This is a genomic window from Streptomyces niveus, assembly GCF_001723055.1.
Taxonomy (GTDB): Bacteria; Actinomycetota; Actinomycetes; order Streptomycetales; family Streptomycetaceae; genus Streptomyces; species Streptomyces niveus.
The window spans coordinates 1-22,651 of record NZ_MDCR01000035.1 but is presented as its reverse complement, the minus strand read 5'-3'; the positions used below and the strand labels follow the sequence as shown (position 1 = coordinate 22,651).

General features: G+C 71.9%; 22 protein-coding genes. 14 read left to right on the top strand and 8 right to left on the bottom strand.

The genetic code is table 11. The features are described 5' to 3' along the window. Positions 1 to 35 precede the first annotated feature (35 nt). From BHU15_RS04880 to BHU15_RS04865, 4 genes are read left to right on the top strand one after another with little or no spacing between them, the layout of a single operon-like run. Positions 36 to 542 (top strand): hypothetical protein, encoded by a 507-nt coding sequence (locus BHU15_RS04880; protein ID WP_348538488.1) that lies wholly within the window; start codon positions 36 to 38, stop codon positions 540 to 542. Further along, positions 539 to 1,597: an efflux RND transporter periplasmic adaptor subunit gene (locus BHU15_RS04875; protein ID WP_171908315.1), complete on the top strand. Its 1,059-nt coding sequence runs from the start codon at positions 539 to 541 to the stop codon at positions 1,595 to 1,597. Before BHU15_RS04880 ends, BHU15_RS04875 begins: the two co-directional genes overlap by 4 nt. Continuing rightward, positions 1,594 to 2,301 carry an ABC transporter ATP-binding protein gene (locus BHU15_RS04870; protein ID WP_069626025.1) on the top strand — a complete coding sequence of 236 codons (708 nt, stop codon included), beginning with the start codon at positions 1,594 to 1,596 and terminating at the stop codon, positions 2,299 to 2,301. Before BHU15_RS04875 ends, BHU15_RS04870 begins: the two co-directional genes overlap by 4 nt. Next, entirely contained in the window at positions 2,298 to 3,494 is a 1,197-nt protein-coding gene (locus BHU15_RS04865) for an ABC transporter permease (protein WP_069626024.1), read from the top strand. The genes BHU15_RS04870 and BHU15_RS04865 overlap by 4 nt, the downstream gene beginning before the upstream one ends. Positions 3,495 to 3,526: 32 nt before the next feature. On the opposite strand, the gene BHU15_RS04860 is transcribed toward BHU15_RS04865, so the two are convergent. After that, complete coding sequence (locus BHU15_RS04860; RefSeq protein WP_171908314.1) at positions 3,527 to 4,513, bottom strand: helix-turn-helix transcriptional regulator; 987 nt, start codon at positions 4,511 to 4,513, stop codon at positions 3,527 to 3,529. Positions 4,514 to 4,659: 146 nt separating this feature from the next. Here BHU15_RS04860 and BHU15_RS04855 point away from each other — a divergent pair, with 146 nt between their 5' ends. Then, positions 4,660 to 5,082: a VOC family protein gene (locus BHU15_RS04855; RefSeq protein ID WP_069626022.1), complete on the top strand. Its 423-nt coding sequence runs from the start codon at positions 4,660 to 4,662 to the stop codon at positions 5,080 to 5,082. Positions 5,083 to 5,314: 232 nt separating this feature from the next. On the opposite strand, the gene BHU15_RS04850 is transcribed toward BHU15_RS04855, so the two are convergent. The 3 genes from BHU15_RS04850 to BHU15_RS04840 form a co-directional block, all read right to left on the bottom strand. Then, positions 5,315 to 6,982 (bottom strand): transporter, encoded by a 1,668-nt coding sequence (locus tag BHU15_RS04850; protein ID WP_255293022.1) that lies wholly within the window; start codon positions 6,980 to 6,982, stop codon positions 5,315 to 5,317. After that, positions 6,979 to 7,833 carry an ABC transporter ATP-binding protein gene (locus BHU15_RS04845; RefSeq protein ID WP_023540887.1) on the bottom strand — a complete coding sequence of 285 codons (855 nt, stop codon included), beginning with the start codon at positions 7,831 to 7,833 and terminating at the stop codon, positions 6,979 to 6,981. The genes BHU15_RS04850 and BHU15_RS04845 overlap by 4 nt, the downstream gene beginning before the upstream one ends. A gap of 74 nt (positions 7,834 to 7,907) precedes the next feature. Beyond that, positions 7,908 to 8,594: a bifunctional DNA primase/polymerase gene (locus tag BHU15_RS04840; RefSeq protein ID WP_069626037.1), complete on the bottom strand. Its 687-nt coding sequence runs from the start codon at positions 8,592 to 8,594 to the stop codon at positions 7,908 to 7,910. Positions 8,595 to 8,912: 318 nt separating this feature from the next. Between BHU15_RS04840 and BHU15_RS04835 the strand changes: the two genes are divergently transcribed. Next, positions 8,913 to 10,295: an NsdA family TPR-like regulatory protein gene (locus BHU15_RS04835; protein WP_069626021.1), complete on the top strand. Its 1,383-nt coding sequence runs from the start codon at positions 8,913 to 8,915 to the stop codon at positions 10,293 to 10,295. Between the two features lie 255 nt (positions 10,296 to 10,550). Further along, positions 10,551 to 12,194, top strand: a complete 1,644-nt coding sequence (locus BHU15_RS04830) for a hypothetical protein (protein WP_171908313.1) — start codon at positions 10,551 to 10,553, stop codon at positions 12,192 to 12,194. An 82-nt stretch (positions 12,195 to 12,276) separates the two neighbouring features. On the opposite strand, the gene BHU15_RS04825 is transcribed toward BHU15_RS04830, so the two are convergent. After that, positions 12,277 to 13,593 (bottom strand): ABC transporter substrate-binding protein, encoded by a 1,317-nt coding sequence (locus tag BHU15_RS04825; protein ID WP_069626019.1) that lies wholly within the window; start codon positions 13,591 to 13,593, stop codon positions 12,277 to 12,279. Between the two features lie 174 nt (positions 13,594 to 13,767). On the opposite strand from BHU15_RS04825, the gene BHU15_RS04820 reads away from it, so the two are divergent. The 3 genes from BHU15_RS04820 (at position 13,768) to BHU15_RS04810 (ending at position 15,587) form a co-directional block, all read left to right on the top strand. Next, positions 13,768 to 14,214 (top strand): SCO4402 family protein, encoded by a 447-nt coding sequence (locus BHU15_RS04820; RefSeq protein ID WP_031231063.1) that lies wholly within the window; start codon positions 13,768 to 13,770, stop codon positions 14,212 to 14,214. Positions 14,215 to 14,295: 81 nt separating this feature from the next. Then, positions 14,296 to 15,192, top strand: coding sequence for a formyltetrahydrofolate deformylase (gene purU, locus BHU15_RS04815; RefSeq protein ID WP_069626018.1), 897 nt, complete (start codon positions 14,296 to 14,298; stop codon positions 15,190 to 15,192). Between the two features lie 134 nt (positions 15,193 to 15,326). After that, the gene (locus tag BHU15_RS04810) at positions 15,327 to 15,587 is read left to right on the top strand and encodes a hypothetical protein (RefSeq protein ID WP_135067059.1); all 261 of its coding nucleotides are present in this window, start codon (positions 15,327 to 15,329) and stop codon (positions 15,585 to 15,587) included. A 92-nt stretch (positions 15,588 to 15,679) separates the two neighbouring features. Here BHU15_RS04810 and BHU15_RS04805 read toward each other — a convergent pair whose 3' ends face one another. Both BHU15_RS04805 and BHU15_RS04800 read right to left on the bottom strand, forming a co-directional pair. Beyond that, positions 15,680 to 17,221 (bottom strand): maleylpyruvate isomerase N-terminal domain-containing protein, encoded by a 1,542-nt coding sequence (locus tag BHU15_RS04805; protein WP_079127899.1) that lies wholly within the window; start codon positions 17,219 to 17,221, stop codon positions 15,680 to 15,682. Beyond that, a complete protein-coding gene (locus BHU15_RS04800; RefSeq protein WP_031231066.1) occupies positions 17,218 to 17,799 on the bottom strand; it encodes a sigma-70 family RNA polymerase sigma factor in 582 nt (193 codons plus the stop codon). Before BHU15_RS04800 ends, BHU15_RS04805 begins: the two co-directional genes overlap by 4 nt. Before the next feature lie 264 nt (positions 17,800 to 18,063). Between BHU15_RS04800 and BHU15_RS04795 the strand changes: the two genes are divergently transcribed. From BHU15_RS04795 to BHU15_RS04785, 3 genes are all read left to right on the top strand, one after another. Further along, positions 18,064 to 18,438, top strand: coding sequence for an STAS domain-containing protein (locus tag BHU15_RS04795; protein WP_023540897.1), 375 nt, complete (start codon positions 18,064 to 18,066; stop codon positions 18,436 to 18,438). A 126-nt stretch (positions 18,439 to 18,564) separates the two neighbouring features. Further along, positions 18,565 to 19,077, top strand: coding sequence for an EF-hand domain-containing protein (locus BHU15_RS04790; RefSeq protein ID WP_023540898.1), 513 nt, complete (start codon positions 18,565 to 18,567; stop codon positions 19,075 to 19,077). Positions 19,078 to 19,531: 454 nt separating this feature from the next. Beyond that, positions 19,532 to 20,068: an ATP-binding protein gene (locus tag BHU15_RS04785; RefSeq protein ID WP_247748538.1), complete on the top strand. Its 537-nt coding sequence runs from the start codon at positions 19,532 to 19,534 to the stop codon at positions 20,066 to 20,068. Here the strand turns inward: BHU15_RS04785 and BHU15_RS04780 are convergent. Beyond that, entirely contained in the window at positions 20,055 to 21,092 is a 1,038-nt protein-coding gene (locus tag BHU15_RS04780; protein ID WP_069626016.1) for a GlxA family transcriptional regulator, read from the bottom strand. The two genes, BHU15_RS04785 and BHU15_RS04780, sit on opposite strands and share 14 nt — an antisense overlap. Positions 21,093 to 21,190: 98 nt before the next feature. Here BHU15_RS04780 and BHU15_RS04775 point away from each other — a divergent pair, with 98 nt between their 5' ends. Further along, a complete protein-coding gene (locus tag BHU15_RS04775; protein WP_255293021.1) occupies positions 21,191 to 22,570 on the top strand; it encodes an MFS transporter in 1,380 nt (459 codons plus the stop codon). Positions 22,571 to 22,651: the final 81 nt, after the last annotated feature.

Sequence of the window (22,651 nt, the reverse complement as noted above, 5' to 3'; positions counted from 1 at the left end):
ATCCGGTCTGTCAGCCCGTGGACGAGGAGTCCGTCATGACCTTCATGAACCAATTCATGGCACGTAGTACGGCACGCCGTGCGGCCACCGCCGCGCTGTTCGCCACCGCCGCCCTCGGGCTCGTCGCCTGCTCGGGCGATTCGGGCGGCGGTGCCAAGGACGCCGGTTCCGGCAAGGACGAGGTGAAGACCCAGGCCGACCAGGAGCTGGAGCACCGCAAGTGCCTGCGGGAGCACGGTGTGGACATCCCTGAGACGAAGCCGGGCGAGGCCGGCACCACCATCGAACTGGGCGGCAAGGGCGGGGAGGTGGAGAAGGCGTTCAAGGCATGCAGGGACAAGGCCGTCGGCGGCGGTAAGGAAATGACCCAGGCCGAGAAGGACAAAATGGTCGCCTACGCCCGGTGTATGCGGGAGAACGGCGTGGACATGCCCGACCCGAAGTTCGACACCGCGGGGATGGCGGGGATGCCCGCGCTGGAAGCCAAGGACATGAAGAAGTTCGACAAGGCGAACAAGGCCTGCGAAAGCGCCGGCCGATGAGGCGCGGCCGGGTCCTGGCCGCCGGCGTGGCGGTCCTCGCCGTCGCCGCCGGATCCGTCGCCCTCACCCAACTCGGCGGCTCCGACCGGGCGGACGCCCGGCAGAACACCGGACTCCCGCCCGACACCGCCGCCGTCCAGCGCGGCGACCTGCGCGACAGCGCCCAGGCCGACGGCAGACTCGGCTACGACAAGCAGCGCAAGGTCAACGCGGGTGCGGCCGGGACGATGACCTGGACACCGCCGACCGGCTCGACCGTCGAGCGCGACGAGCGGCTGTACGAGATCGACGGGCTGGCGGTCCGGCTGATGTACGGCTCAGGGCCGATGTACCGGACGGTGAAGCCGGGCGACCGGGGCCGGGACGTCGAGCAGGTGGAACGTAACCTCGCCGTCCTCGGCTACACCGGCTTCACCCCCGACGACGAGTACACCGACCTCACCGCCGCCGCCGTCAAGCGCTGGCAGAAGGCCCACGACCGCGAACAGACCGGCACACTGGGGCCTCGGGACGTCGTGTTCGCACCGGGCGAGGTACGGATCAAGAGCATCGGCACACCCGTCGGCGACCTGGCCCAGCCCGGCGCCCCGGTCCTGACCACCACCGGCTCCGAGCGCGTGGTGACGTTCGCCCTGGACGTGGCCGAGAGCGCGCTCGCCAAGGCGGGCACGAAGGTCACGGTCGATCTGCCGGACGGCACCAGCGCGCCCGGCACCGTCTCGTCGGTCGGCAGGACGGCGAAGCCCGGCGACGACCCGCAGGACTCCGAGCCCAAGGTCACGCTGACCGTGTCCTTCGACAAGCCGGACAAGGTCGGCGGCTTCGACCAGTCCCCGGTCACCGTCAACCTGACCGGGGAGACCCGTAAGAACGTCCTCAGCGTCCCCGTCAACGCGCTGCTGGCCCTGCCCGGTGGCGGGTTCGGACTCCAGGTCGTGGAGAAGGGGGCCGCGCGCGACGTGAAGGTGGAGCTGGGCATGTTCGCCGAAGGCCGGGTCGAGGTCTCCGGCGGCGGGCTGCGCGAGGGCATGAAGGTCGGGGTGCCGTCGCTGTGAGTACGGTCGTCGGCCTCACCGGGGTCACCAAGGAGTATCCGGGCGGGGTGAGCGCCCTGCGCGGGGTGGACCTCACCGTCGAGGAGGGCGAACTCCTCGGCATCGTCGGCCCGTCCGGCTCCGGCAAGTCCACCCTGCTGCACATCATCGGCACGCTGGACCGGCCGACCGCCGGGTCGGTGCACATCGCGGGCCACGACGTGGCGAAGCTCTCCGACCGCCGGCTCTCGGCGCTGCGCGCACAGCATGTCGGCTTCGTCTTCCAGGCGTTCCATCTGGTGCCGGGCGTCAGCGCGCGGGACAACGTCGCGGAGGGGCTGCTCTACTCCGGCCTGTCGCGCACCGTACGGCGCCGCAGGGCGGCTGCCGCGCTGGAACGGGTCGGGCTCGCCGACCGCCTCGACCACCGGCCGCACCAGCTCTCCGGCGGACAGAAACAACGGGTCGCCATCGCGCGGGCGGTGGTCGGCGAGCCCGCGCTGCTGCTGGCCGACGAGCCGACCGGGGCGCTGGACTCGGCGTCCGGCGCCGCGGTGATGGAGTTGCTGCGCGATCTCAACCAGGAGGGGGCCACCATCGCGGTCATCACGCACGACACGGAGATCGCGGGGCGGCTGCCGAGGGAGGTGCGGATACGGGACGGGGAGGTGGTCGCGGACACCGGCGACGCGGTCTCCGCGCACGGCGTGGGGGCGGCCCGGTGACGCGGCGACTGAAAGCGGCCAGGCTCGGCCCCCGGGACGTACTGCACGTCGGCTCGGCGGGCCTGCGCAGCCGGCCGATGCGGGTCGTCCTGTCCGCGCTGGGCATCGCGATCGGTATCGCCACCATGATCTCGGTGGTCGGTATCTCCGCCTCCAGCCAGGCCCAACTGCTGCGCGAACTCGACAAGTTGGGCACCAATCTGCTGGTGGCCTCGCCCGGCGAGTCGATGTTCGCGGGCGAGGACGTGAAGCTGCCCGAGGAGTCGGTCGGGATGGTCGGCCGGATCGACGGCGTACAGGACGTCGGCGCCACCGGCGACCTGGACGCCTCCGTACGCCGCAACGAGAAGATCGACGAGGGCGACACCGGCGGCATCGTGGTCAAGGCCACCACCGAGGACCTGCTGAAGGTGCTGCGCGGCGAGATCGGCAGCGGCAGCTGGCTCAACGACGCGACCGGCCGCTACCCCTCGGTAGTCCTCGGCCATGTCTCGGCCAAACGCCTCGGCATCACCGGGCCCGGCCGCCAGGTCTGGATCGGCGACCGGTACTTCACGGTCGTCGGCATCCTCGCCCCGCTGCCACTGGCCCCGGAGATCGAACGCTCCGCACTGGTCGGCTGGACGGGCGCCAAGCGCCTGCTGGACTTCGACGGGCACCCGACGTCGGTGTACGAGCGCTCGACGGACGCCTCTGTCGGCGACGTACGCAAGGTCATGGGGGCGACGGTCGATCCCCGTAACCCGCAGAACGTCAAGGTCAGCGACCCGTCGTCGGCGCTCCGCGCGAAGGCGGCGACCGAGGGCGCGTTCAGCAGCCTGCTGCTCGGCCTCGGCGGTATCGCCCTGCTCGTCGGCGGGGTCGGAGTGGCCAACACCATGATCATCTCGGTGCTGGAGCGACGGTACGAGATCGGGCTGCGCCGCTCACTGGGCGCCACCCGGGGCCAGATCCGCATCCAGTTCGTCACGGAGTCGCTGATGCTGTCGGGCCTGGGCGGACTGGCCGGCGTCGCCCTCGGCGCGACGGCGACGGGCGTGTACGCGGGGTCCGGCGGCCTGCCCTGGGTGGTGCCGCTGTGGGCGGTCTCCGGCGGCTTCGCGGCCACGCTGGCGATCGGTACGGTGGCGGGCCTCTACCCCGCGATCCGCGCCTCCCGCCTCTCCCCGACGCTGGCGCTGCACGCGGCGTGAGGGCGTGCGGCGGACGGCGTGCGAGAGGGGGGTCACGGCACCGGGCCCGTGGTGCGGGCGGCGTGGGCGTAGCGGGCGGCGAGATCCCCGAAGGCGGCGGCCAGTTCGGGCGGGCCGACGACCTCGATGTCCGTGTCGAAGCGGCCGAGCGCGGCGGCGAGTCCGGTCCATGACCAGGAGCCGAGGGTGAGCCGGCAGTGGTGGGGGCCGAGTTCCTCCACGATCCCGTCCCGCGCGAAGGGCGCGACATCGGCGGCCGGGAGATGGAGGACGACCTCGCCCCGGCAGGGCCAGTCGGTGGTGGTGCCGTCGTTGCCGCGGAACCGGCTGGTGACGAAGGCGGAGACGCTGCCGCCGGGAAGCTCGCGCGGCTCGAACCGGGGGCCGGTGGGTGTGCGGGGCCGGATCCGGTCGACGCGGAACGTACGCCAGTCCTCGCGGTGGAGGTCCCACGCCACCAGGTACCAGCGATGGTGCCGGGTGACCAGGTGGTGGGGTTGCACGCGGCGGACGTCGTCGGCCGGGCCGCCCTGCCCCGGGCCGTAGTCGAAGCGCAGCTCCTCGCGGGCGTGGATGGCGCGGCTCAGGTCCAGCAGGACCTGGGCGTCGACCTCGGGGGTGTCGCCGGCCACCGGCGGCCGGACGGCGGTGACGCGCAGCAGGTCGATGCGGTGGCGCAGCCGGGGCGGCATGACCTGGCGGAGGGTGGCCAGCGCGCGGGAGGCGTCCTCGGCGACGGTGGTGCCGACGGCCGCGGTCTGGAGCGCGATGGCCAGGGCGACGGCCTGGTCGTCGTCGAACAGCAGGGGCGGCAGATGGGTGCCGGCCTCCAGGCGGTAGCCGCCGGCCGGTCCCTTGACGGTCGTGATCGGGTAGTCGAGTTCGCGCAGGCGGTCGATGTCACGGCGCACGGTGCGCGAGGTGATGCCCAGGCGCCGGGCGAGATCGTCGCCGGACCAGTCACGGGTCGTCTGAAGCAGCGAGAGCAGCGCGAGCAGCCGGGCGGACGTTTTCTGCATGACACCCATGCTTCCTTGAGTACCGGACACATCCTGTCCTCTACCCCTGCCATCGTGGCATACGAGCCGTCCGGGAGGAACGCCCCCGGTCACGGCCGCCGCCGCCCGGCGGCCAACGGGTTTCATATCGAGGCAAGGAGCAGCCCATGTCCGTCACGACCACCACTCATCTGAACTTCCGGGGCGACGCCCGCGAGGCGCTGGACTTCTACGGGTCCGTCTTCGGCGGCCGTACGGTCGCGGTCACCTACAAGGACGCGGGCGCCGTACGGAACGAGAGCGAGGCCGACTGGGTCATGTGGGGCGAGGTCGCCGGCGACAACGGCTTCCACGTCATGGCCTACGACGTGCCCTCCCAACTGCCGTGGAACCAGGGCGAGAACCCGTTCTTCGTCTCCGTACGCGGCGAGGACACCGAGGAGATCAGCGCCCTGTGGGCCAAGCTCGCCGAGGGCTCGACCGTCGTGAGCCCGCTGGAGCCCGCGCAGTGGGCGCCGCTGTACGGCATGCTCACCGACCGCTTCGGCGTCACCTGGGTCCTGGACGTCACCGCCCCGTACAACGGCTGAACGCCCCGCCGGCCGTCCTGACACGACGACGTCGTGTCAGGACGGCCCTAGGGCGTGTCCGCNNGAGTACGGCCGGGCCATCCACAACGCCGATCCTCCGCCTTGCGAGCGCACGCACCAGACGCCGTGAGCCCCGCCCTACGGGCGGACGACGCTACTTTGCGGACACCCCCTAGGGCGTGTCTTGCCGATCTTGCCGGGCTCGCGTGCCCTGGCACGCCCCCTCGCCCGCTCAGCCCTTGCTCACCGCCGACAGGATCTCCGGCAGCCTCGACGCGGTCTGCGGCGCCGCCAGCCGGATCCCCGCCCAGGCGATCAGCGCGCCGTACGCCGTGCCCGTCGGGAGTACCACCCACGTCCAGGCGTCCGCGCCCGAGACGTGCAGGGCGATCGTCAGGGCGATCACCGGGGCGCACAGCACCGCGCCGCCCAGCATGCCGCCGAGGATGGAGATCCAGGCGAGCCCCGCCTGGCCGGGGGCGACGTTCTTGTACCCGCTGTCCTGGGGGATCGAGTACGGGAAGCGGGCCGACGCCAGCGCGCCTGTCGCCATCATCGCGCCGAGCAGCGCGAACGACAGGCCGAGCGCGTCGGGCAGCGCCCGCCAGTCGCCGAGCAGCGCGGCCGTCCCGACCGTCACCAGGGCCGAGTACGGCAGCGTGATCAGCAGCAACGCGAAGGCCCGTGCCCGCAGTTCCAGATACGCGTCACGCGTGGAGGAGATCGTCAGGGCCACCATCCAGAACGCGGAGGTGTCCTGCCCGAACTGGTTGTACATCTGGATCCCGAGCATCCCCGCCGCGAAGCACGCGAGATAGATCGAGCCATTGCCCTGGAGCGCGTTGACCAGCGGCACGATCAGCCCGATCGCCAGCGACGTGATCCACGCCGCCTTGGTCTTGGGGTCGCGCCACACGTACAGCAGGCTGCGGCGCATCACCGTGCCCGTACGACCCTCGGGCAGCAGCCGGCCCAGCCCGGACGCCGACTCCTTGCGCGCCGGACCGGACACCGCGGCGACCGTCGAGCCGTCCGGGGCGGTCATCAGCTTCACCAGCGACCGCTGCCACCAGTACAGGAGTCCGGCCAACGCGGCCAGCGACAGCAGCAGTTGTACGGCCGCCGGCCCGTACGCGCCGTCGCTCACCGAGTCCACCGCGCCGATCGCCGACGCGGGCGGCAGCCACCGTACGACGTCCGCCACCGGGTCGAGCGCCGAGAGCCCGCCCGCCTCGTTGAGCCGCTGGATGCCGAAGTTGACGAACTGGACACCGACCGCGATCACCAGACCGCTCAGCACGGCCAGATCCCGGCCCTTGCGCGAGGTCAGCAGCCGGATGTTCGCCGCCGCCACCGCGCGTGACAGCGCCACGCACACCAGCAGCGCCAGCGGCACGACGACCACCGACACCACCACGGCGGCGGCGCCGTGCGCGACGGCGATCGAGGAGCCCAGCACCAGACAGAGCGTGAACAGCGGCCCGATACCGACGACGGACGCCGCGAGCAGCGCGCCGATCAGCGCCCGGGGCCGCAGCGGCAGCATCACCAGCCGGCTCGGGTCGAGCGTCTCGTCGCCGCTGGGGAAGAACAGCGGCAGCATCGCCCAGCCGAGGGCCACCAGCCCGGTCAGGAACACGGCGAGGGTGGCCGCGCCGTCGTTCCCGCGCAGCAGGATCAGGCCCAGGAGCTGACCGGCGGCGATGAGCAGGGCGAAGACGACGGAGACGACGTACGCGGCGGTACGGCCCGAGGACTGCCGCAGCCCGTTGCGCAGCAGCGACAGCTTCAGCCGTACGAAGACGGGCGCGAGGTCCCCGGTGCCCAGGGTCACGGCGGGCGTCGTGCCCGAACCCACGGCGCCGGCCGTCCCCACCGTCCCGGACAGGCCCGCGCTCATCGCGCGCCGCCCAGCCAGTCCAGCGACTCGCCGGTGTCCCGGCCCTGCGCGCCGACCAGTTCGAGGAACGCGCTCTGGAGCGACGGCGCGTCGCCCCGTACCTCCGCGAGCGTCCCCTGGGCGCGGATACGGCCGGCGGCCATCACCGCCACCCAGTCGCACAGCGACTCGACCAGCTCCATCACATGGCTGGAGAAGACGACGGTCGCGCCGGAGTCGGTGTAGCGCTCCAGGACACCGCGGATCGTCTGCGCCGACACCGGGTCGACGCCCTCGAACGGCTCGTCCAGGAACAGGACTTCGGGGTTGTGCAGCAGCGCCGCCGCGAGGCCGATCTTCTTCCGCATACCGGTCGAGTAGTCCACGACGAGCTTGTGCTGCGCGCCCGCCAGGTCCAGTACGTCGAGCAGCTGCGTGGCGCGTTTGTCGACCTCGTCGCCGGGCAGCCCCCGCAGCCGGCCGGTGTATCCGAGGAGTTCGCGCCCCGACAGGCGCTCGAAGAGGCGCAGCCCCTCGGGCAGTACGCCGATCCTGGCCTTGACCGCGACCGGGTCGCCCCAGACGTCGTGCCCGGCGACCTGGACGCGGCCCATGTCGGGGCGGAGCAGGCCGGTCACCATGGAGAGCGTGGTGGTCTTGCCCGCGCCGTTCGGGCCGACGAGGCCCACGAACTGGCCGGCGGGCAGATCGAGATCGATCCCGGCGACGGCGACCTGGTCGCCGAAGCGCTTCCACAGCCCTTCCACCCGGACCGCGGGGGGCGCCGCCGTACGCGCCGCCCCCTGCCCCGCCGGTGCCCGCTCCGTCTGCTCGGCCCGCTTCGCCGCTTGGTCCGGTACCTGATCCGGCATGCCGCACTGCCCTTCGGTGATCCCTTGTCGAAGTGTCGAGAGGACCCACCCTAAGACCGCGCGTCCAGGCCCTGTCAGGGCCGCTGTGCCCGCGCAGCCGCCGCGTCCCGCCCGCACGCGTACGCCAGCGGGCTGATCAGCTCCTCGACGTCCGGCAGCCAGCGGTTGGCCGGAGTCGGCCGCACGGCCCACTGCACCGCGCCGAAACCGCCGACCCGGGTGGGCGGGGCCGCCACGTAGTGCGCCTCACCGCGCGTCACCAGATCGATCGCCGGAGTCGACCAGCCCAGCTTCCTCACGAGGCCGTCCACCTTCAGCGAGCCGCCCGGCAGGACGAAGAAGAGCATCCGGCGGTCCGGGGTGCGGGTGACCGGGCCCAGCGTCATCTCCATCCGCTCCATCCGCGCGAGCGCCAGGAAGCCCGCCGACTCCGGCACGTCCAGCGCGTCGAACGTACGGCCCGTCGGCAGCAGGACCGACGAGCGCGGCTGCTTCGACCACAGCCGCCGCGCGGCGACCCCGCTGCCCGTCGCCTGCGACGCCCAGTCCGGCCGGGTGGGATGCGCCCCCGGGGCCGGGCAGTCGGCGCGCTCGCACGAGCACCTGTCCCTGCCGTCCACGGTCTCCAGCCAGGTGCCCGGGAACACGTCCCAGTGCCGCTCCTCCGCGTACCGCACGGCGCTGTCCAGCAGCAGGTCGCCCCGCTGTTTGGGGATCTGCGCGGCGTCGGTGACGCCGGTCACTCCGATGCTCTTGTCCACGAAGAACACAACTCCCGCCCGCACCTCGGGTTACGGGCGACACGGAGCGTCGCAGAGGAGCATCGGTCCTTCATGTGGGGCGCACTGATGCATGGGCGGGGGCGCGTACGAAGTTGCGGCGTGTCGATGGGTAACCACAACCGGTGACCGGGGGTTGCCATCAGGGAGCGTGAGGCGATTCACACACCTCGTTGCCAAGCGGTCGGCGTTTCCTGAAAGTTACCGAAGATTGCTGATTTCGACCATCGCACGCATTTACTGCGTTTCCGCCGGGCAGTGATCACTCAATCGATCACTGCGGCCACAGGGGGTATCCAATTGGCAGCCAGGCCTCTCGTTGCCCGTCAGCCGAACGAACGGCTGCAAACACTCATCCAGGAGGCCGGCTGTTCCAACGCCGGACTCGCCCGCCGGGTCAACATGGTCGGCACCGAGCGCGGTCTCGACCTCCGTTACGACAAGACGTCCGTGGCCCGCTGGCTGCGCGGACAGCAACCGCGCGGCCGGGCCCCGGGGATCATCGCCGAGGCGCTGGGCCGCAAGCTGGGACGTACGGTCACGATCGACGAGCTGGGGATGGCCAACGGCAAGAATCTCGCCTCCGGCATCGGTCTCCAGTTCTCGCCGACCGTCGTCGGCGCGATCGAGCAGGTCTGCGAGTTGTGGCGCAGCGACGTGGGCCGGCGTGACTTCCTGTCCGGGTCGGCGGTGGCGTCGTCGGCGCTCGTCGAGCCGAGCAGGGACTGGCTGATCACCGGCGCGGACGCGTCGGTGGCGCGCAACACCGGTGCCCGGGTGGGCGATTCGGACGTCGCGGCGGTCGTCGCGATGACGGAGGCGCTGGTGGACCTGGACCACCGCTACGGCAGCGGCCATGTCCGCCCGGTCGTCGTGCACTATCTGAACAGCGTGGTGTCGGGCCTGCTTTCGGGGTCGTACAGGGAAGCGGTCGGCCGCAGACTCTTCGCCGCCGTGGCCCGGCTCACCGAACTCGCCGGATACATGGCGGTGGACACCGGCCAGCCGGGGCTCGCCCAGCGCTACTACATCCAGGCGCTACGGCTCGCGCAGGCGTCCGGCGACCGGGGATACGGCGGCTATGTGCTGGCCGCGTCCATGAGCCATCTCGCGGCGCAGCTCGGAAACCCGCGCGAGATCGCCCAGTTGGCGCGGGCCGCGCAGGAAGGCGCGCGCGGGCAGGTCACCCCGAGGGCGCAGGCCATGTTCCTGGCCGCCGAGGCGCGCGGGCACGCGCTGCTGGGCGACGCGACCCAGTGCCACGCGGTCGCGGGGCGGGCGCTCACCGCGCTGGAGCACGCCGATCCGGAGACCGACGACGACCCGGTGTGGATCACGCACTTCGACCACGCCTATCTGTCCGACGAGTTGGCGCACTGCTACCGCGATCTGGGGCAGCCCGACGCGACGGCACGCCACGCGTCCGACTCGCTGGCGGGACATCCGGAGACCCGGGCGAGACGCCGGGCGATCGGGCTGGTCCTGCTGGCCACGGCGCAGATCCAGCAGCGCGAGGTGGAGGAGGCGTGCCGGACGGGGACCCGGGCGGCCGAGCTGCTGGGCGCGCTGCGCTCCAGCAGAGGGGCGGAGTATCTGGAGGATCTCCAGCAGCGGTTGGAGCCGTACGGCACGGAGCCCGCGGTACGGGAGTTCAGCGCGCGGCTCGAAATGCAGGCCGCGTGACACGGCTTGGCCACAACTTCTGCCGGAGGTAAGGCGTTTCGGCGGGTGTCGCGTCGTCGTGCGGTGGTCCTCCGGCCACCGCACGACGACGGCGCGGCGGCTGGTGGCACGGGGTATGGGCCCTTCCGGTTGTCCCGCGCGGTCGGCGGGTGTCTTGAACAGGCGGTCCGTGACTGGTTCCAGGCGCGTGGCAGGGGCGTCGATTCACCCGGTAGCGTGAGCTGACGATTCCGTAGGTCCACACTAGGAGTCCCGGTGACGCAAAGCGGACAAAGGGACGAGCCGCAGTCGCCTGCCGCTCGGCCCGCGCACGAAGGCATCGTGCTGCCCGCCGACGGTGGTCCCCCCGTGATGCCCGGCGCCCAGGCACCGGTTCCGGCCGAGCCGGCCGGCCCGGCGGGCGGGCAGCCGTGGGGTCAGCCCTGGGGGCCGGGGGCGCCACAGCCGCAGGCGGAGCCTGAGCCGCCCCGGCAGGACGCGGGTGGCTACGGGTCGTACGGAGGCGGAGGCGGCGGCTACGGATACCCGCAAGAGCCGCAGCAGCCCCAACCGCCCCAGCAGCAGTACCAGGACCCTCAGCAGCAGCAGTACCAGCCGTCGTACCAGCCGCAGCCGCAGCCGCAGCCGCAGCCGCTGCCGCCCGCGCAGCAGCAGGACGGGACGTACGGCGGGCAGCCGCTGCCGGCCGAGATGCCGCCGCTGCCTCCCGGCGGCAGCGCGGACGCGACGCAGTTCATACCGCCGGTGCCCCCGGCCGGTGCCGCGGACGCCACCCAGTTCATACCCCCGGTGCCCCCGGCCGGTGCCGCCGACGCCACCCAGTTCATACCGCCGGTCCCGCAGTACCAGCAGGGCCAGAACCCCGGCGGGCTGCCGCCCGAGCGCCCCGCCGACTCCACCCAGTACCTCGGCGGCGCCCAGCCGCCCGCGCCCCCGCAGGGCGCCTCGGACGCCACGCAGTTCATCGCGCCCGTCCCGGCCCAGCCCCCGGGCGCGCCGTTCGACATCCGGCCCGGCGCCCCCGGCGAACGCCAGCCGCCCGCCGAGTTCGACAGCCTCTTCCGTACGACGGGGCCCGACGAGACCCAGCAGATGCCGCACTTCGACCCCGGCGCGGGCCCGGGTCCCGGTGCGGGGCCGGTCCGGGGCAGGGGCGCGCCGCAGGGCCACGGACAACGGGGGCACGGCCAGCAGCAGCCCCCGCACGCCCAGCCCGCCTACGCACAGCCGCAGGAGCCCTCGGGTCCGCAGGGCCGGGCCGCCGGGCGCCGCAAGTCCTCCCCGGTCCCGCTGATCGCCGCCGTCGTGGTCGGCTGCGCCGTCCTCGGACTGGGCGCGGGCTGGCTGATGAGCGGCGACGACTCGAAGAAGCAGGACAAGAACCAGACCGTGTCGTCGCAGTCCTCGCCCTCGGCGTCGGGCGACGACCAGGCCCCGGCCGACCCCGCCAAGCTCCAGGCCGAGGAGCTGGACAAGCTCCTCGCCGAGAGCAACAACAGCCGGGCGGCGGTGATCAGCGCGGTGGAGTCCATCAAGACCTGCCAGAACCTGGACAAGGCCGTCTCCGACCTCCAGGGCGCCGCCGACCAGCGCCGCGACCTGGTCACCCGGCTTGAGGAGATCAAGCTCGACAAGCTGCCGCGGCACGGTGAGCTGTCGGCCTCGCTGACGAAGGCGTGGCAGGCGTCCGCGTCGGCGGACGACCACTACGCGACGTGGGCGGGCGAGGCCAAGACGAAGAAGGGCTGCAAGGGCGGCAAGGCCCGCACGACGAAGGCGGCCCAGGAGGGCAACCACGCGAGCGGCGAGGCGACGGGCGCGAAGCAGAAGGCGTCGGGCCTGTGGAACGGCATCGCGGCCAAGTACGGCCTGACGGAGCGCGTCCCGACGGAGCTGTGAGCCCGCCCCCGGCCGCGCCGCCACGTACGGCGGTCGCGGCCGGGGCGGTGCGGCTCACCGGGCACCCGGGCCGTCGACGGCGCTACGCGCTGCGCCCCGCGTCGCTCAGGGTGCCGCGGACGTCCACGAAGCCGTCCTTCAGGGCCACCAGTTCGCCGTCGCGCACCACCTGGAACGTCACCTCGCTGTTCACGATGCGCGGGTAGCCGGGGGAGCCCAGCATGTCCTCGTAGCGCCAGCGGAGTGTGGGGGTGAGGCCGCCGGTCTCGACCTTCGCGCCCTTGTCCAGCGCGTGGGAGAGCGTGCCCGACGAGACCTTGTCCCGGTCGATCGACTCGATGACCGACTTGAGCGCCGTGTACGCGATCCAGGTGGTCTGTACGCCGGGGTCCGCCGGGTCGATGCTCGTGTCGTCGAACGCGTGCTTCTGGATCACGTCGCGCATCGGCCGCCACGCCGGGTCCTTCGCCTGCGGGTACCAGCCGGTGACGTACGCCCCCTCGAAGACGCCCTTCGAGCCGCCCGTCCGGTCCACCAGCGGCTGGCCGACGCTGCCGAGGACCGAGGAGATGCGGACGTCCTCGCCGCTGCCGGTGTCGGGCAGCCGGCGGTAGGAGTCGAAGAACGTCTCCGTACGGTCGCCGAGCACCGCCGTGACACAGCCGTCCTGGGCGGTGGCCGCGTTCTCGCGGGCCCGCTCCGCCGACGCGGTGTAGTCGGTGGCGTCCTCGGCGGCCCGGATGTCCGTCGCCTTCCCCGGGGTGTCGTCGCCGTCGGTCTTGCCCTTGCTGAGCCCGGAGTTGAGCAGTTCCGGCATCGCGTCGCCGGTGATCGTGTCGGGCCGCACGATGGAGACCGGGCCGCACTGTCCGCCGAGCTGCATGCCGTTGCCGGCCAGGAGCGCCGCCTGGCCGCCGTTGACCGGGTACGAGACGAAGCTGGAGAACTCGCGCTCGGCCACCCCGTAGCCCCCGAGATACGGGATCCCGGCCGCCTCCAGCGGTGCCATGAAGGCGTTGCCGTGCTGGCTGTACGAGCCGACGACGGCCGTGACGTTCTTGTCGGCGGCCAGCCGCGCGCAGTCGGCCGCGCCGGACGAGGTGTTGCGCTCGTTGCAGGTCAGCACGCGCAGCTCGTGGCCGTCGATGCCGCCCGCCGCGTTGACCCAGCGCGCGAACGCCTTGGCCATGGCCGGCATCCCCGGCATGTTCGTCGCGGCGGTACCCTCAGGTGCCCATGTCATGACCGTGACAGGTTCCCTGGAGCCCCCCGGGCCTCCAGGGAGCACGCCACATCCGCCGACCAGCGACGCTCCGGCCGCCACTGTGCACAAGACGCGGACCGCCGAAATCCGGCGGAAGGGGCGAGAGGAGGAGGAGCGCTGCTGCCTACCGGTCATACCTCCGCACACTTCCGGCCCGCGGGTAACTGCCAGGTGGAGGTTGTTCAACCGCACATGGCGACGAGGTGAATTGCGGGGGGCCAGACGTTCGCCTGACGGCGGACCGTACGATCGACTGCTGTGCAGCAAGGTTCGGATAACTCTTCCCGTCGCGGCCGTCGCTCCTCCACCATGGGCGACATGCCGCTCAATGACATTCCCTGGTGGCGCTGGCGCAGCAACGTGCGCTCGGCGCTGCACATGCTTTCCGATCCCGTCTTCCACCAGGAGTACTGGCTGGCCGGCCTCGAAGGGTACGGCGACGTCACCGACGCCGTGTACCGGCTGGTCGAGGACACCTGGCTGGACAACTGGTCGGCCGAGAAATACGTCGGGACGATCTTCCGCGACTCCGGCGAGGCCGCGCTGGTCGACGTCGCCGTCCTGCGGGTGCTGCGGATCATGCACCAGGTGGGGCCGGACGCCCCGATCTCGGTGTATCTGGAGCACCACGGCTGGCCGGAGGCGGTACGGGCGGCGCGCGAGGCGCACGTCAGGCTGGCCGTCAACGACGGCGAGGACCCGGACACGGTGCCGCGTTCGCTGGACGTGCTGCGGATCCTGACGCGGTCCGCCTGACGTACGCGCCGGGTCCGGGGCCCGCCGTCCGTCCGGCGATCACCTGCGGCCCGTGGGACCCGTGTGGGATCCTCTGGGGTCATGAGTGCCCCGAAGCAGCCCGCCGCCCAGGCCGACCGGCCCGCCCTGTCCGACCAGTACGTCCTGACGCTCTCCTGCCCGGACAAACAGGGCATCGTGCACGCCGTGTCCAGCTTCCTCTTCATGACCGGGTGCAACATCGAGGACAGCCAGCAGTTCGGCGACCGCGACACCGGCCTGTTCTTCATGCGGGTCCACTTCTCGGCCGACGAGCCGGTGACCCTGGAGAAGCTGCGCGCGAGCTTCGCCGCCGTGGGGGACTCATTCCGGATGGACTGGGAGCTGCACCAGGCCGGGGACCGGATGCGGATCGTCCTGATGGTCAGCAGGTTCGGCCACTGCCTGAACGACCTGCTCTTCCGCTCGCGTACCGGCGCTCTCCCCGTGGACATCGCCGCCGTCGTGTCCAACCACACCGACTTCGCCGAGCTGGTCGCCTCGTACGACATCCCCTTCCACCACATCCCGGTCACCAAGGACACCAAGGACGCGGCCGAGGCGGAGCTGCTGGAGCTGGTACGCGCCGAGGACGTCGAACTGGTCGTGCTGGCCCGCTACATGCAGGTCATCTCCGACGATCTGTGCAAGCAGCTGAACGGCCGGATCATCAACATCCACCACTCCTTCCTGCCGAGCTTCAAGGGCGCGAAGCCGTACCACCAGGCGCACGCGCGGGGCGTGAAGCTGATCGGCGCGACCGCGCACTACGTGACGGCGGAGCTGGACGAGGGCCCGATCATCGAGCAGGAGGTCGAGCGCGTCGGCCACGAGGTCACCCCTGAGCAACTGGTGGCGATCGGCCGCGACGTGGAGTGCCAGGCGCTGGCCCGCGCGGTCAAGTGGCATGCCGAGCACCGGATCCTGCTCAACGGCCGGCGTACGGTGATCTTCGCCTAGGGCGGGTCCAGGGCGGGTTCGGGCGGTCTTGATCCGGCTGACAGGAATCTGCGGTTTCCTTGCGCGACGCCAGCGCGTCATTCAGGCTTCCGCGTGTACAGCAACCGCTTACTGCCAACACAGGGGAGATCAGGATGCGCAAGCGTGCAGCACTGGTGAGTGTGGGAATCGCCGTTCTGGCGATCGGCGGGATCAACGCCCCCGCCCAGGCGGCTCCGGGAACGTCCGTCAGCGTCGGTGCCCAGTCGGAGGCGGGCTGGGTCTACATCGGCTCGTACTCCAGCCGGTCGTACTGTATCGACGCCGGACAGCAGTACGTCCGCGAAGGGTTCAGCAACTACCGCTGCGACCCGGCCCCGGGCGGCACCGGTTACTACTACCTGTACGTCAGCTAGGCACCATCGCGTGATCGTCAGGCCGCCCTCAAGTGCCGTCATCCGTACGGCGCTTGGGGGCGTCGCCCATTCCGAGCCGGTTCAGAGCCGGTTCAGAGCCGGCTCAGCGAGGCCGCCGCGAACAGCACGTCCCGGATCGCGTCGCGGTCGCCGTCCTGACCGGCGGCCGCCTCGTCCGGCGAGATGTGCCCCGCCACCAGCTGGCAGAACTCCACGTCGTCCAGAGCCACTTGGGCCACCGAGCGCTCGGCGGAGCCGACCGCGGCCGGTGAGTCCAGCGCGATGTACCAGTCACCGCCGCCCGCGCCCTCGACCTCCAGATGCAGTGACCGGCCTGGCGAACCCGGCACGACCAACTGCTGGGCGGGCGACGCCAGGCCCGCGCGGCGGCGGGCCGCGAGGGTGGACGGGATCAGCTGCGTGGCGAGGTTGATCATCGCGTGCAGATGCGGACCGCTCGGCGCCGGATAGGGATAGACGACCGCGTTCGCGATGTCCCAGCCGTGGATCCAGCACTCGAAGGCCCGGTCGATCATCGCGTCACGCAACGGCAGGGCGAACTCGCCGTACGACACGGAGAGTTCGGCCACCCCGCGCCCCGCGAAGGACACCGTCCTTATCAGCGTATGGCTCTGGTCCCGCCACGGCTCGTGGATCGTACGGGTGGGCGGCGAGTGCGCCGCACGCCACAACGCCTCGGTCCGGTCGGTCGGCGACTGCGGCGCCGACGCGCCCAGCGGATCGTCCAGCCCCAGAGCCGACGCCACCAGCCCGTCCACGGTCATCAGATGCCCGATGACCCCGGCGACCGTGGCCCTGCGCGTAGCGGTCTCCTCCTTCTCGAACCACTTGAGCTGGAGCGGCGCGTGCCACTCCGCGTCGCCGATGTCACGCAGCAGCGCGTCGAGCCGGGCGGTCTCCGCGTCGTACGGGGTGGCCCACACCGGCACCGGGATACGGGCGGCCCGCCGGTCGAGGCAGTTCTCCAGCACCCGCGAACGGAGCAGCGGAGGGAGATCCAGATTGCGGTCGGCCTGCAACAGGCCCACGGCGTCGCGCAGTTTGAGCGCCTCGTCGGCACACGGCGCGCACTCGGTGAGGTGGTCCTCGACGTGCGTCGTCTCCTCGGGCGAGCAGGCGGCCAGTGCCCAGGCGCCGAGCAGCGACTTCAGTACGGAGTGCGAGGGCGGCGGCCCGGCGGGTTCCGGGGCGGGCGCCCTCATGTGCGGCTCCTCGGCCGGATCGGGCGGATCGGCCGGATCGGGCGGATGGGCCGGCTCGTGGGCCGTGCCGGGGGCCGTGTCACCCGTAACGCCGTCGGTGACCGCCCAGGCGGCGTCCCCGGTGACTCCGTCCGGCTCCGGGACCGTCGCCTCGTCGGCCGTGCCGGCGTCGCCGTGCTGCTCATCCCGTTCATCGGGTTCATCCGGCTCTTCCCGTTCGCGGCTCTCCCGCGCCGCCTGAGCGGCGCGCGCGGCGCCCTCCAGGGCCCGGCGCAGTACGTCGGCCGCGGGCGGTTCCAGGTCGTCCGCGGCGGCGCGCTGGCCGGGTATGCGCGGGATGCCGCGCACCCCGTCGGGCTCGTCCGGGTCGCGCCGGCCGCCGTCGCGACCGCCGTCGAACGGCCCGGTCACAGCGACCGTCCGGTGCCGGGCGGCGAGGAGCCCTCCAGGGGCCGGGTGTTCGCCGACGAGAGCAGTTGCAGGCCGAGCCGCAGCCGCCGGCGTGCCTCGTCCTCGGTGACCCCGAGGTCGGCGGCGGTCTGCCGGTAGTCACGGCGCTGGAAGTACGCCAGGTCCAGCGCGGCGCGCAGGGGCGCGGGCATGGAGGTGACGATGTAGTCGGCGCGCGCCGCGGCGGACGCCTCGCGGATCTTCTGTTCCAGCTCCTCCGCGTCGCCTCCGCCGCTGGCCTGGTGGGCGGCCGTCTCCAGCTGCCGCAGCCGGTTCACGGCGTGCAGCCGGGCGAGCTTGGCGATCCAGGACCGCATCGAGCCCTGCCTGGGGTCGAAGACGTCCGGGTTCTCCCAGACGTAGCCGAAGACCTCGCGGGTGATCCGGTCGGCGGCCTCGCTGTCGTCGAGCACCCGGTGCGCGAGGCTGTGCACGAGCGAGGCGAAGCGGTCGTACAGCTCGCCGAGCGCGGCTGCCTCACCCCGCGCGAGCCGCTGCTGCATCCTGCGGTCCCAGCGGGGCGGTGTGTCCTTCGCCATGAGACCCCCAGCCCTGTGACTGCTCCGTGACCTGACCCCGCCGCTTCGAATGTACTGGCCAGTGTCAACGAAGTGCGCCCCTTTGCGTCAAGTGCGCCCCTCGACCCCCTCCGAGCTGATAAGGAATTTCCCCGGTTCCCTGCCGTTGTGTTTCATGACGGGTCAGAGGGGCAGCCGCGATGCAGAGGGACGATCTCCGGTGAAGGTCCGGAATCCGGAACTCCGCCCAAGGGTCTCCGGTTCGGTACGAGGGAAGGTCCAGGCGTGACGCTCAAGGTGGACAAGGACGAGCACGGTCTGTGGACGGTGCTGCGCATCACCGGAGAACTGGACATCGTGACCTCGCCCGTGGTCCGCCAGCACGTCCACGACGCGGTCGCCGCCGGCCGCCGTGAGCTGGTGCTCGACCTGTCGGACGTGTTCTTCTGCGACTCCAGCGGCGTCGGCGTCCTGATCGCGTCCCGCAAGCTGATGCGCTCCTGCCAGGGCCGCCTCCATCTCATCCTGCCCGCCCACGGCGCGGAGGAGGGCTCACACGTCAACCGCGTCCTCGCGGCGCTCGGTGTGCGTCGGCTCTTCGAGGTGTACTCGGACGTCTCCGACGCCGTCGACGAGGCCGCGCAGCCCCTCTCCGCCTAGGCGGGCGCCGGGCGAGCGCGGGGCGCGCGCCGGGTGAGCGCCGGGCAGGGACCGCACCGGGTCGTGTCCACCGGACAGACGTGAAGCCTTCACACGGTGGGCCCCCGGCGTCGTACGCTCCCCTTCATGGACAGCGCAGAGTACGAGGGCAAGATCGCCTCCCGATTCGCCGCCTTCGACCAGGACGGCAACGGCTACATCGACCGCGAGGACTTCAGCGGAGCGGCAGCGGCACTGCTCGCGGAGTTCGGCGTCACCGCACGATCCGACAAGGGACAGGCCCTCTACAACGGGGCCGAGGCCTTCTGGCAGGGCATGGCCGGTATCGCGGACGTCGACGGTGACCAGCGGGTCACCCGCCAGGAATTCATCACCGGCGCCGCGAAGAGGCTGCGCGACAGCCCCAAGCGTTTCGCCGAGATCGCCCGGCCCTTCCTGCACGCGGTGATCGCCATCGCGGACGAGGACGGCGACGGTGTGACCCCGGCGGCGGCTGAGCGCGTGCTGCTGGTGCTGGGCACGGAGCCGGCCGTGGCGGCGCAGGCCGCCCGGGGACTGGACGGGGACGGTGACGGCCGGATCACCGAGGAGGAGATCCTGGCGGCGTTCGCCTCGTACTACGTGACGCCTGAACCGTAGACCGGGAGCGATACCGGAGCCGTACCCGAACCCGTCCGCATAGCGTGACTGTGCGTGACAGATTGGCGTTTCGCGCATGTCGATACCGGGTTGTGTCCTTCGCGCGACCCGTCACGGGCCGGAGTCGGCGGCGGGCTCCGGTACGCTCGCTCGGGTGCGAGTGGTGGTGAGGCGCGAGGGATCCGGTGTGGCCTGTACGGCGACGCCGGACCAGGGAATGCCTGCCAGTAGCACCGTTCGAAGGCGCTCGAAGCGTCCTTGTTCGACTCCCCGCAGAGCGCGTCGCACAGTATGCCTCACGCGTACTCCTTCGCGTTGGAATATGCCCGAAGCGCTTGTTGCGGTGACTGTACGTCAACCATGCTGTCCCACAAGGGAATCACGTTCTGTGACCTTGTCGTGGACCTTGTCGAGGCGCGAGGCGATGTGCCCGCCGGTTCGGATGGTGTGAGCGGTGCAGGTTCTTCAAATGCAGTTGGAGGTCGGGGCCGACCCGGCGGAGGTCGGGCGGGCCCGTCGATGGGCGCGGTCGCGGCTCATCGGCTCCGGAATGAACGACGACGAGCCACTGGCGGAGACGCTGATCCTGCTGATCTCGGAGCTGGTCACCAACGCCGTGGTGCACACCGGCTGTCCGGCCGTGCTGCGGATGCTGTTCGGTTCGGGGGCCGCCGAGGCCGGGACCGTACGGGTCGAGGTCGCCGACACCAGCGCGCGACCGCCCTGTCCGCGCCACGCGCAGGGCGAGGACACCAACGGTCGGGGCCTGGAACTGGTCGACGGGCTCGCCGACCGGTGGGGCTGGCAGCCGGAGGGCTCGGGCAAGCGGATCTGGTGCGAGGTGGACCGGTGCGAGCCGGGCGAGGGCGCGGAGCGGCCGATGACGGCGCCGGCCTCGGAGCGGCACGACGGACGCGAGGGCCGCGACGACGGCCCCGGACGGTACGTCGTGGTCGCCGACGACTCGTCGAAGGCCGTCACACAGTCCTGAGGGCCGGCGCCGCCTTCGCGGGGAGCGCGCGGAACGTCCGCCGGTAGACCGTCGGCGAGACCCCGAGCGCCGCCTGGAGATGCTGGCGCATGGACTGCGCCGTACCGAACCCCGCGTTGCGCGCGATCCGGTCGACGGAGAGATCCGTCGCCTCCAGCAGATGGCGCGCCCGCTCGACCCGCTGCTGGACCAGCCACTGTCCCGGGCTGATCCCGGCCTCCTCGCGGAAGCGGCGCGTGAACGTCCGTACGGACATCGACTCCTGTTCCGCCATGTCCCGCAGCTGGATCGGCTCGTGCAGCCGCGCGAGCGCCCACGCCCTCGCCGTGGTGGTCGTCGCCAACTGGGCGTCGGGGACCGGACGTTGGATGTACTGGGCCTGGCCGCCGTCCCGGTGCGGCGGGACGACCGTACGCCGCGCGACATCGTTGGCGATCGCCGTACCGTGGTCGCGGCGCACGATGTGCAGACAGAGATCGATCCCGGCGGCGACCCCGGCCGAGGTCAGGACGTCGCCGTCGTCGATGAAGAGCACATCCGCGTCGACCTTGATCCGCGGGAAGGTCCGCTGGAAGTGCGCGGCCGACGACCAGTGGGTGGAGGCGGGCCGGCCGTCGAGGAATCCGGCGGCGGCCAGCACGTACCCGCCGGTGCAGATGGAGACGAGCCGGGTGCCGGGGCGCAGCAGGGCGAGGGCGGCGGCGAGTTCGTCGGTGAGCCTGCCCTCCTCGTACACCGGACCGAGTTCGTACGAGGCGGGGATCAGGATCGTGTCGGCGGTGGCGAGGGCCTCGGGGCCGTTCTCCACCAGGATGTCGAAGTCCGCGTCGGTACGGACCGGGCCCGGCGGGCGGATCGAGCAGGTGACCACGTCGTACAGCCGGGCGCCCTCGGGGCTTCTGGCGCGGCCGAAGATCCGCTGGGGGATGCCCAGTTCGAAGGGGAGGACCCCGTCGAGCGCGAGGACCACGACCCGGTGGCGCGGCGGCGGCTCGGCGCTGCCCGCCGGTGTCGTTTCTGGCATCGTCCCGCCCTCCTGTCGGTAGGTCTGGGTGTCCGTCCGGTGTCCGTCATACGGAAACCCCTGGTGGTCCAGACCAGTTCTTGGTATCTGTCGACTCTGTGACTGCCAAGCGTTCGACGGACCCCGACATTCCCGGCCCGGCCGGGACCCCTCTCTGGAATCGTGACTTCCGGCTCTTCTTCCTCGCCAGGACCGTCGCGCGCTTTGGCGACGGCATGGTGCCCGTCGCGCTCGCCGCCGGGCTGCTCGACGCGGGGCACGGCGCCTCGTCCGTGAGCTTCGCGCTCGGCGCGTGGATGGTCTGCTTCGCCGGGTTCGTGCTCTTCGGCGGTGTGCTCGCCGACCGGTTCACCCCGCGCCGGATGATGGTCCTCGCCGATGTGATGCGGCTGCTCGGCACGGCCGGCCTCGTCGCCGTCTTCGCCGGGGGAGCGCCGCCGCTCTGGCTCGTGTACGCGCTGAGCGCCGTCAACGGGCTCGGCGCCGCCCTCTTCCAGCCGGGCGTGGCCAGCATGCTGCCCATCCTCTCGCCCGACGTACAGCGCGGCAACGCGGTGCTGCGGGTCGCCGAGTCCCTGGCCACGATGGCGGGCCCGGCGGCGGCCGGCGCGCTCGCCGGGTTCGGCGGGCCCGGCACGATCTTCGCGGTCAATGCCGCGACGTTCGGGGTCAGCGGGATCTGTCTGTTCCTGGTCCGGATGCCGACCATGAAGCCGGTGCGCGGCGACTCGATGCTCACCGAACTGATCGGCGGCTGGCGCGAGTTCCGGGCCCGGTCCTGGCTGTGGGGCGTGATCGCGGTCTGGTCGGTGTACGGCGTCACCGTGCTCGGCCCGATCGTCCCGCTGGAGGCAGTGGTGGTCACCGACCGGCACAGCTCCGCCATGTTCGGTCTGATGATGACCGTCCAGGGGGCCGGCAACGTCGCGGGCGGGCTGCTCGCGCTGCGGGTGCGCCCGGTCAGACCGCTGTTCGCGGGGACGGTCGCGCTGTTCGGCGTCGTCGCGAACCTGCTGGTGCTCGCGTACGACGTCCCGCTCCCGCTGCTCGCCGCCGGATTCTTCGTGGGCGGGGTGAGCCTGGCGTTCTGGCTGGTCATGTGGTCCACGACGGTCCAGACGATGATCCCGCCCGAGGCGCTGAACCGGCTGCACGCCTACGACGTGGCGGGCTCCCTGATCATGCTCGCCGTCGGCCGCGCACTGGCGGGCCCGGTGGTGGAGGCGGTCGGGATGCGCGAGGTGCTGGTGGGCGGGGCGGTGGTGAACGTACTGGTGTGCGCGGCGCTGTTCGCTGCGCGGCCGATCCGCGAGCTGCGCCGGGTGGTCCGCCCCCCGACTCCCGCCGGGCCGCCCGGCGCCCCGGCGGTGACCGGCGTCGAACCGGCACCGGCAACGGCACCGGCACCGGCGGCGACGGACGACGAAGCGGCTCCGGCCGAACCCGGCAGCGTTTGGCCCGATCCTAGTGACCGCTGACCTTCGGGCCACTCGTGCGCCGTACCCGTGCCACGGATGCTTCTTGACGTGACACAGACAGCCGAGACTCCCACCGGTCCT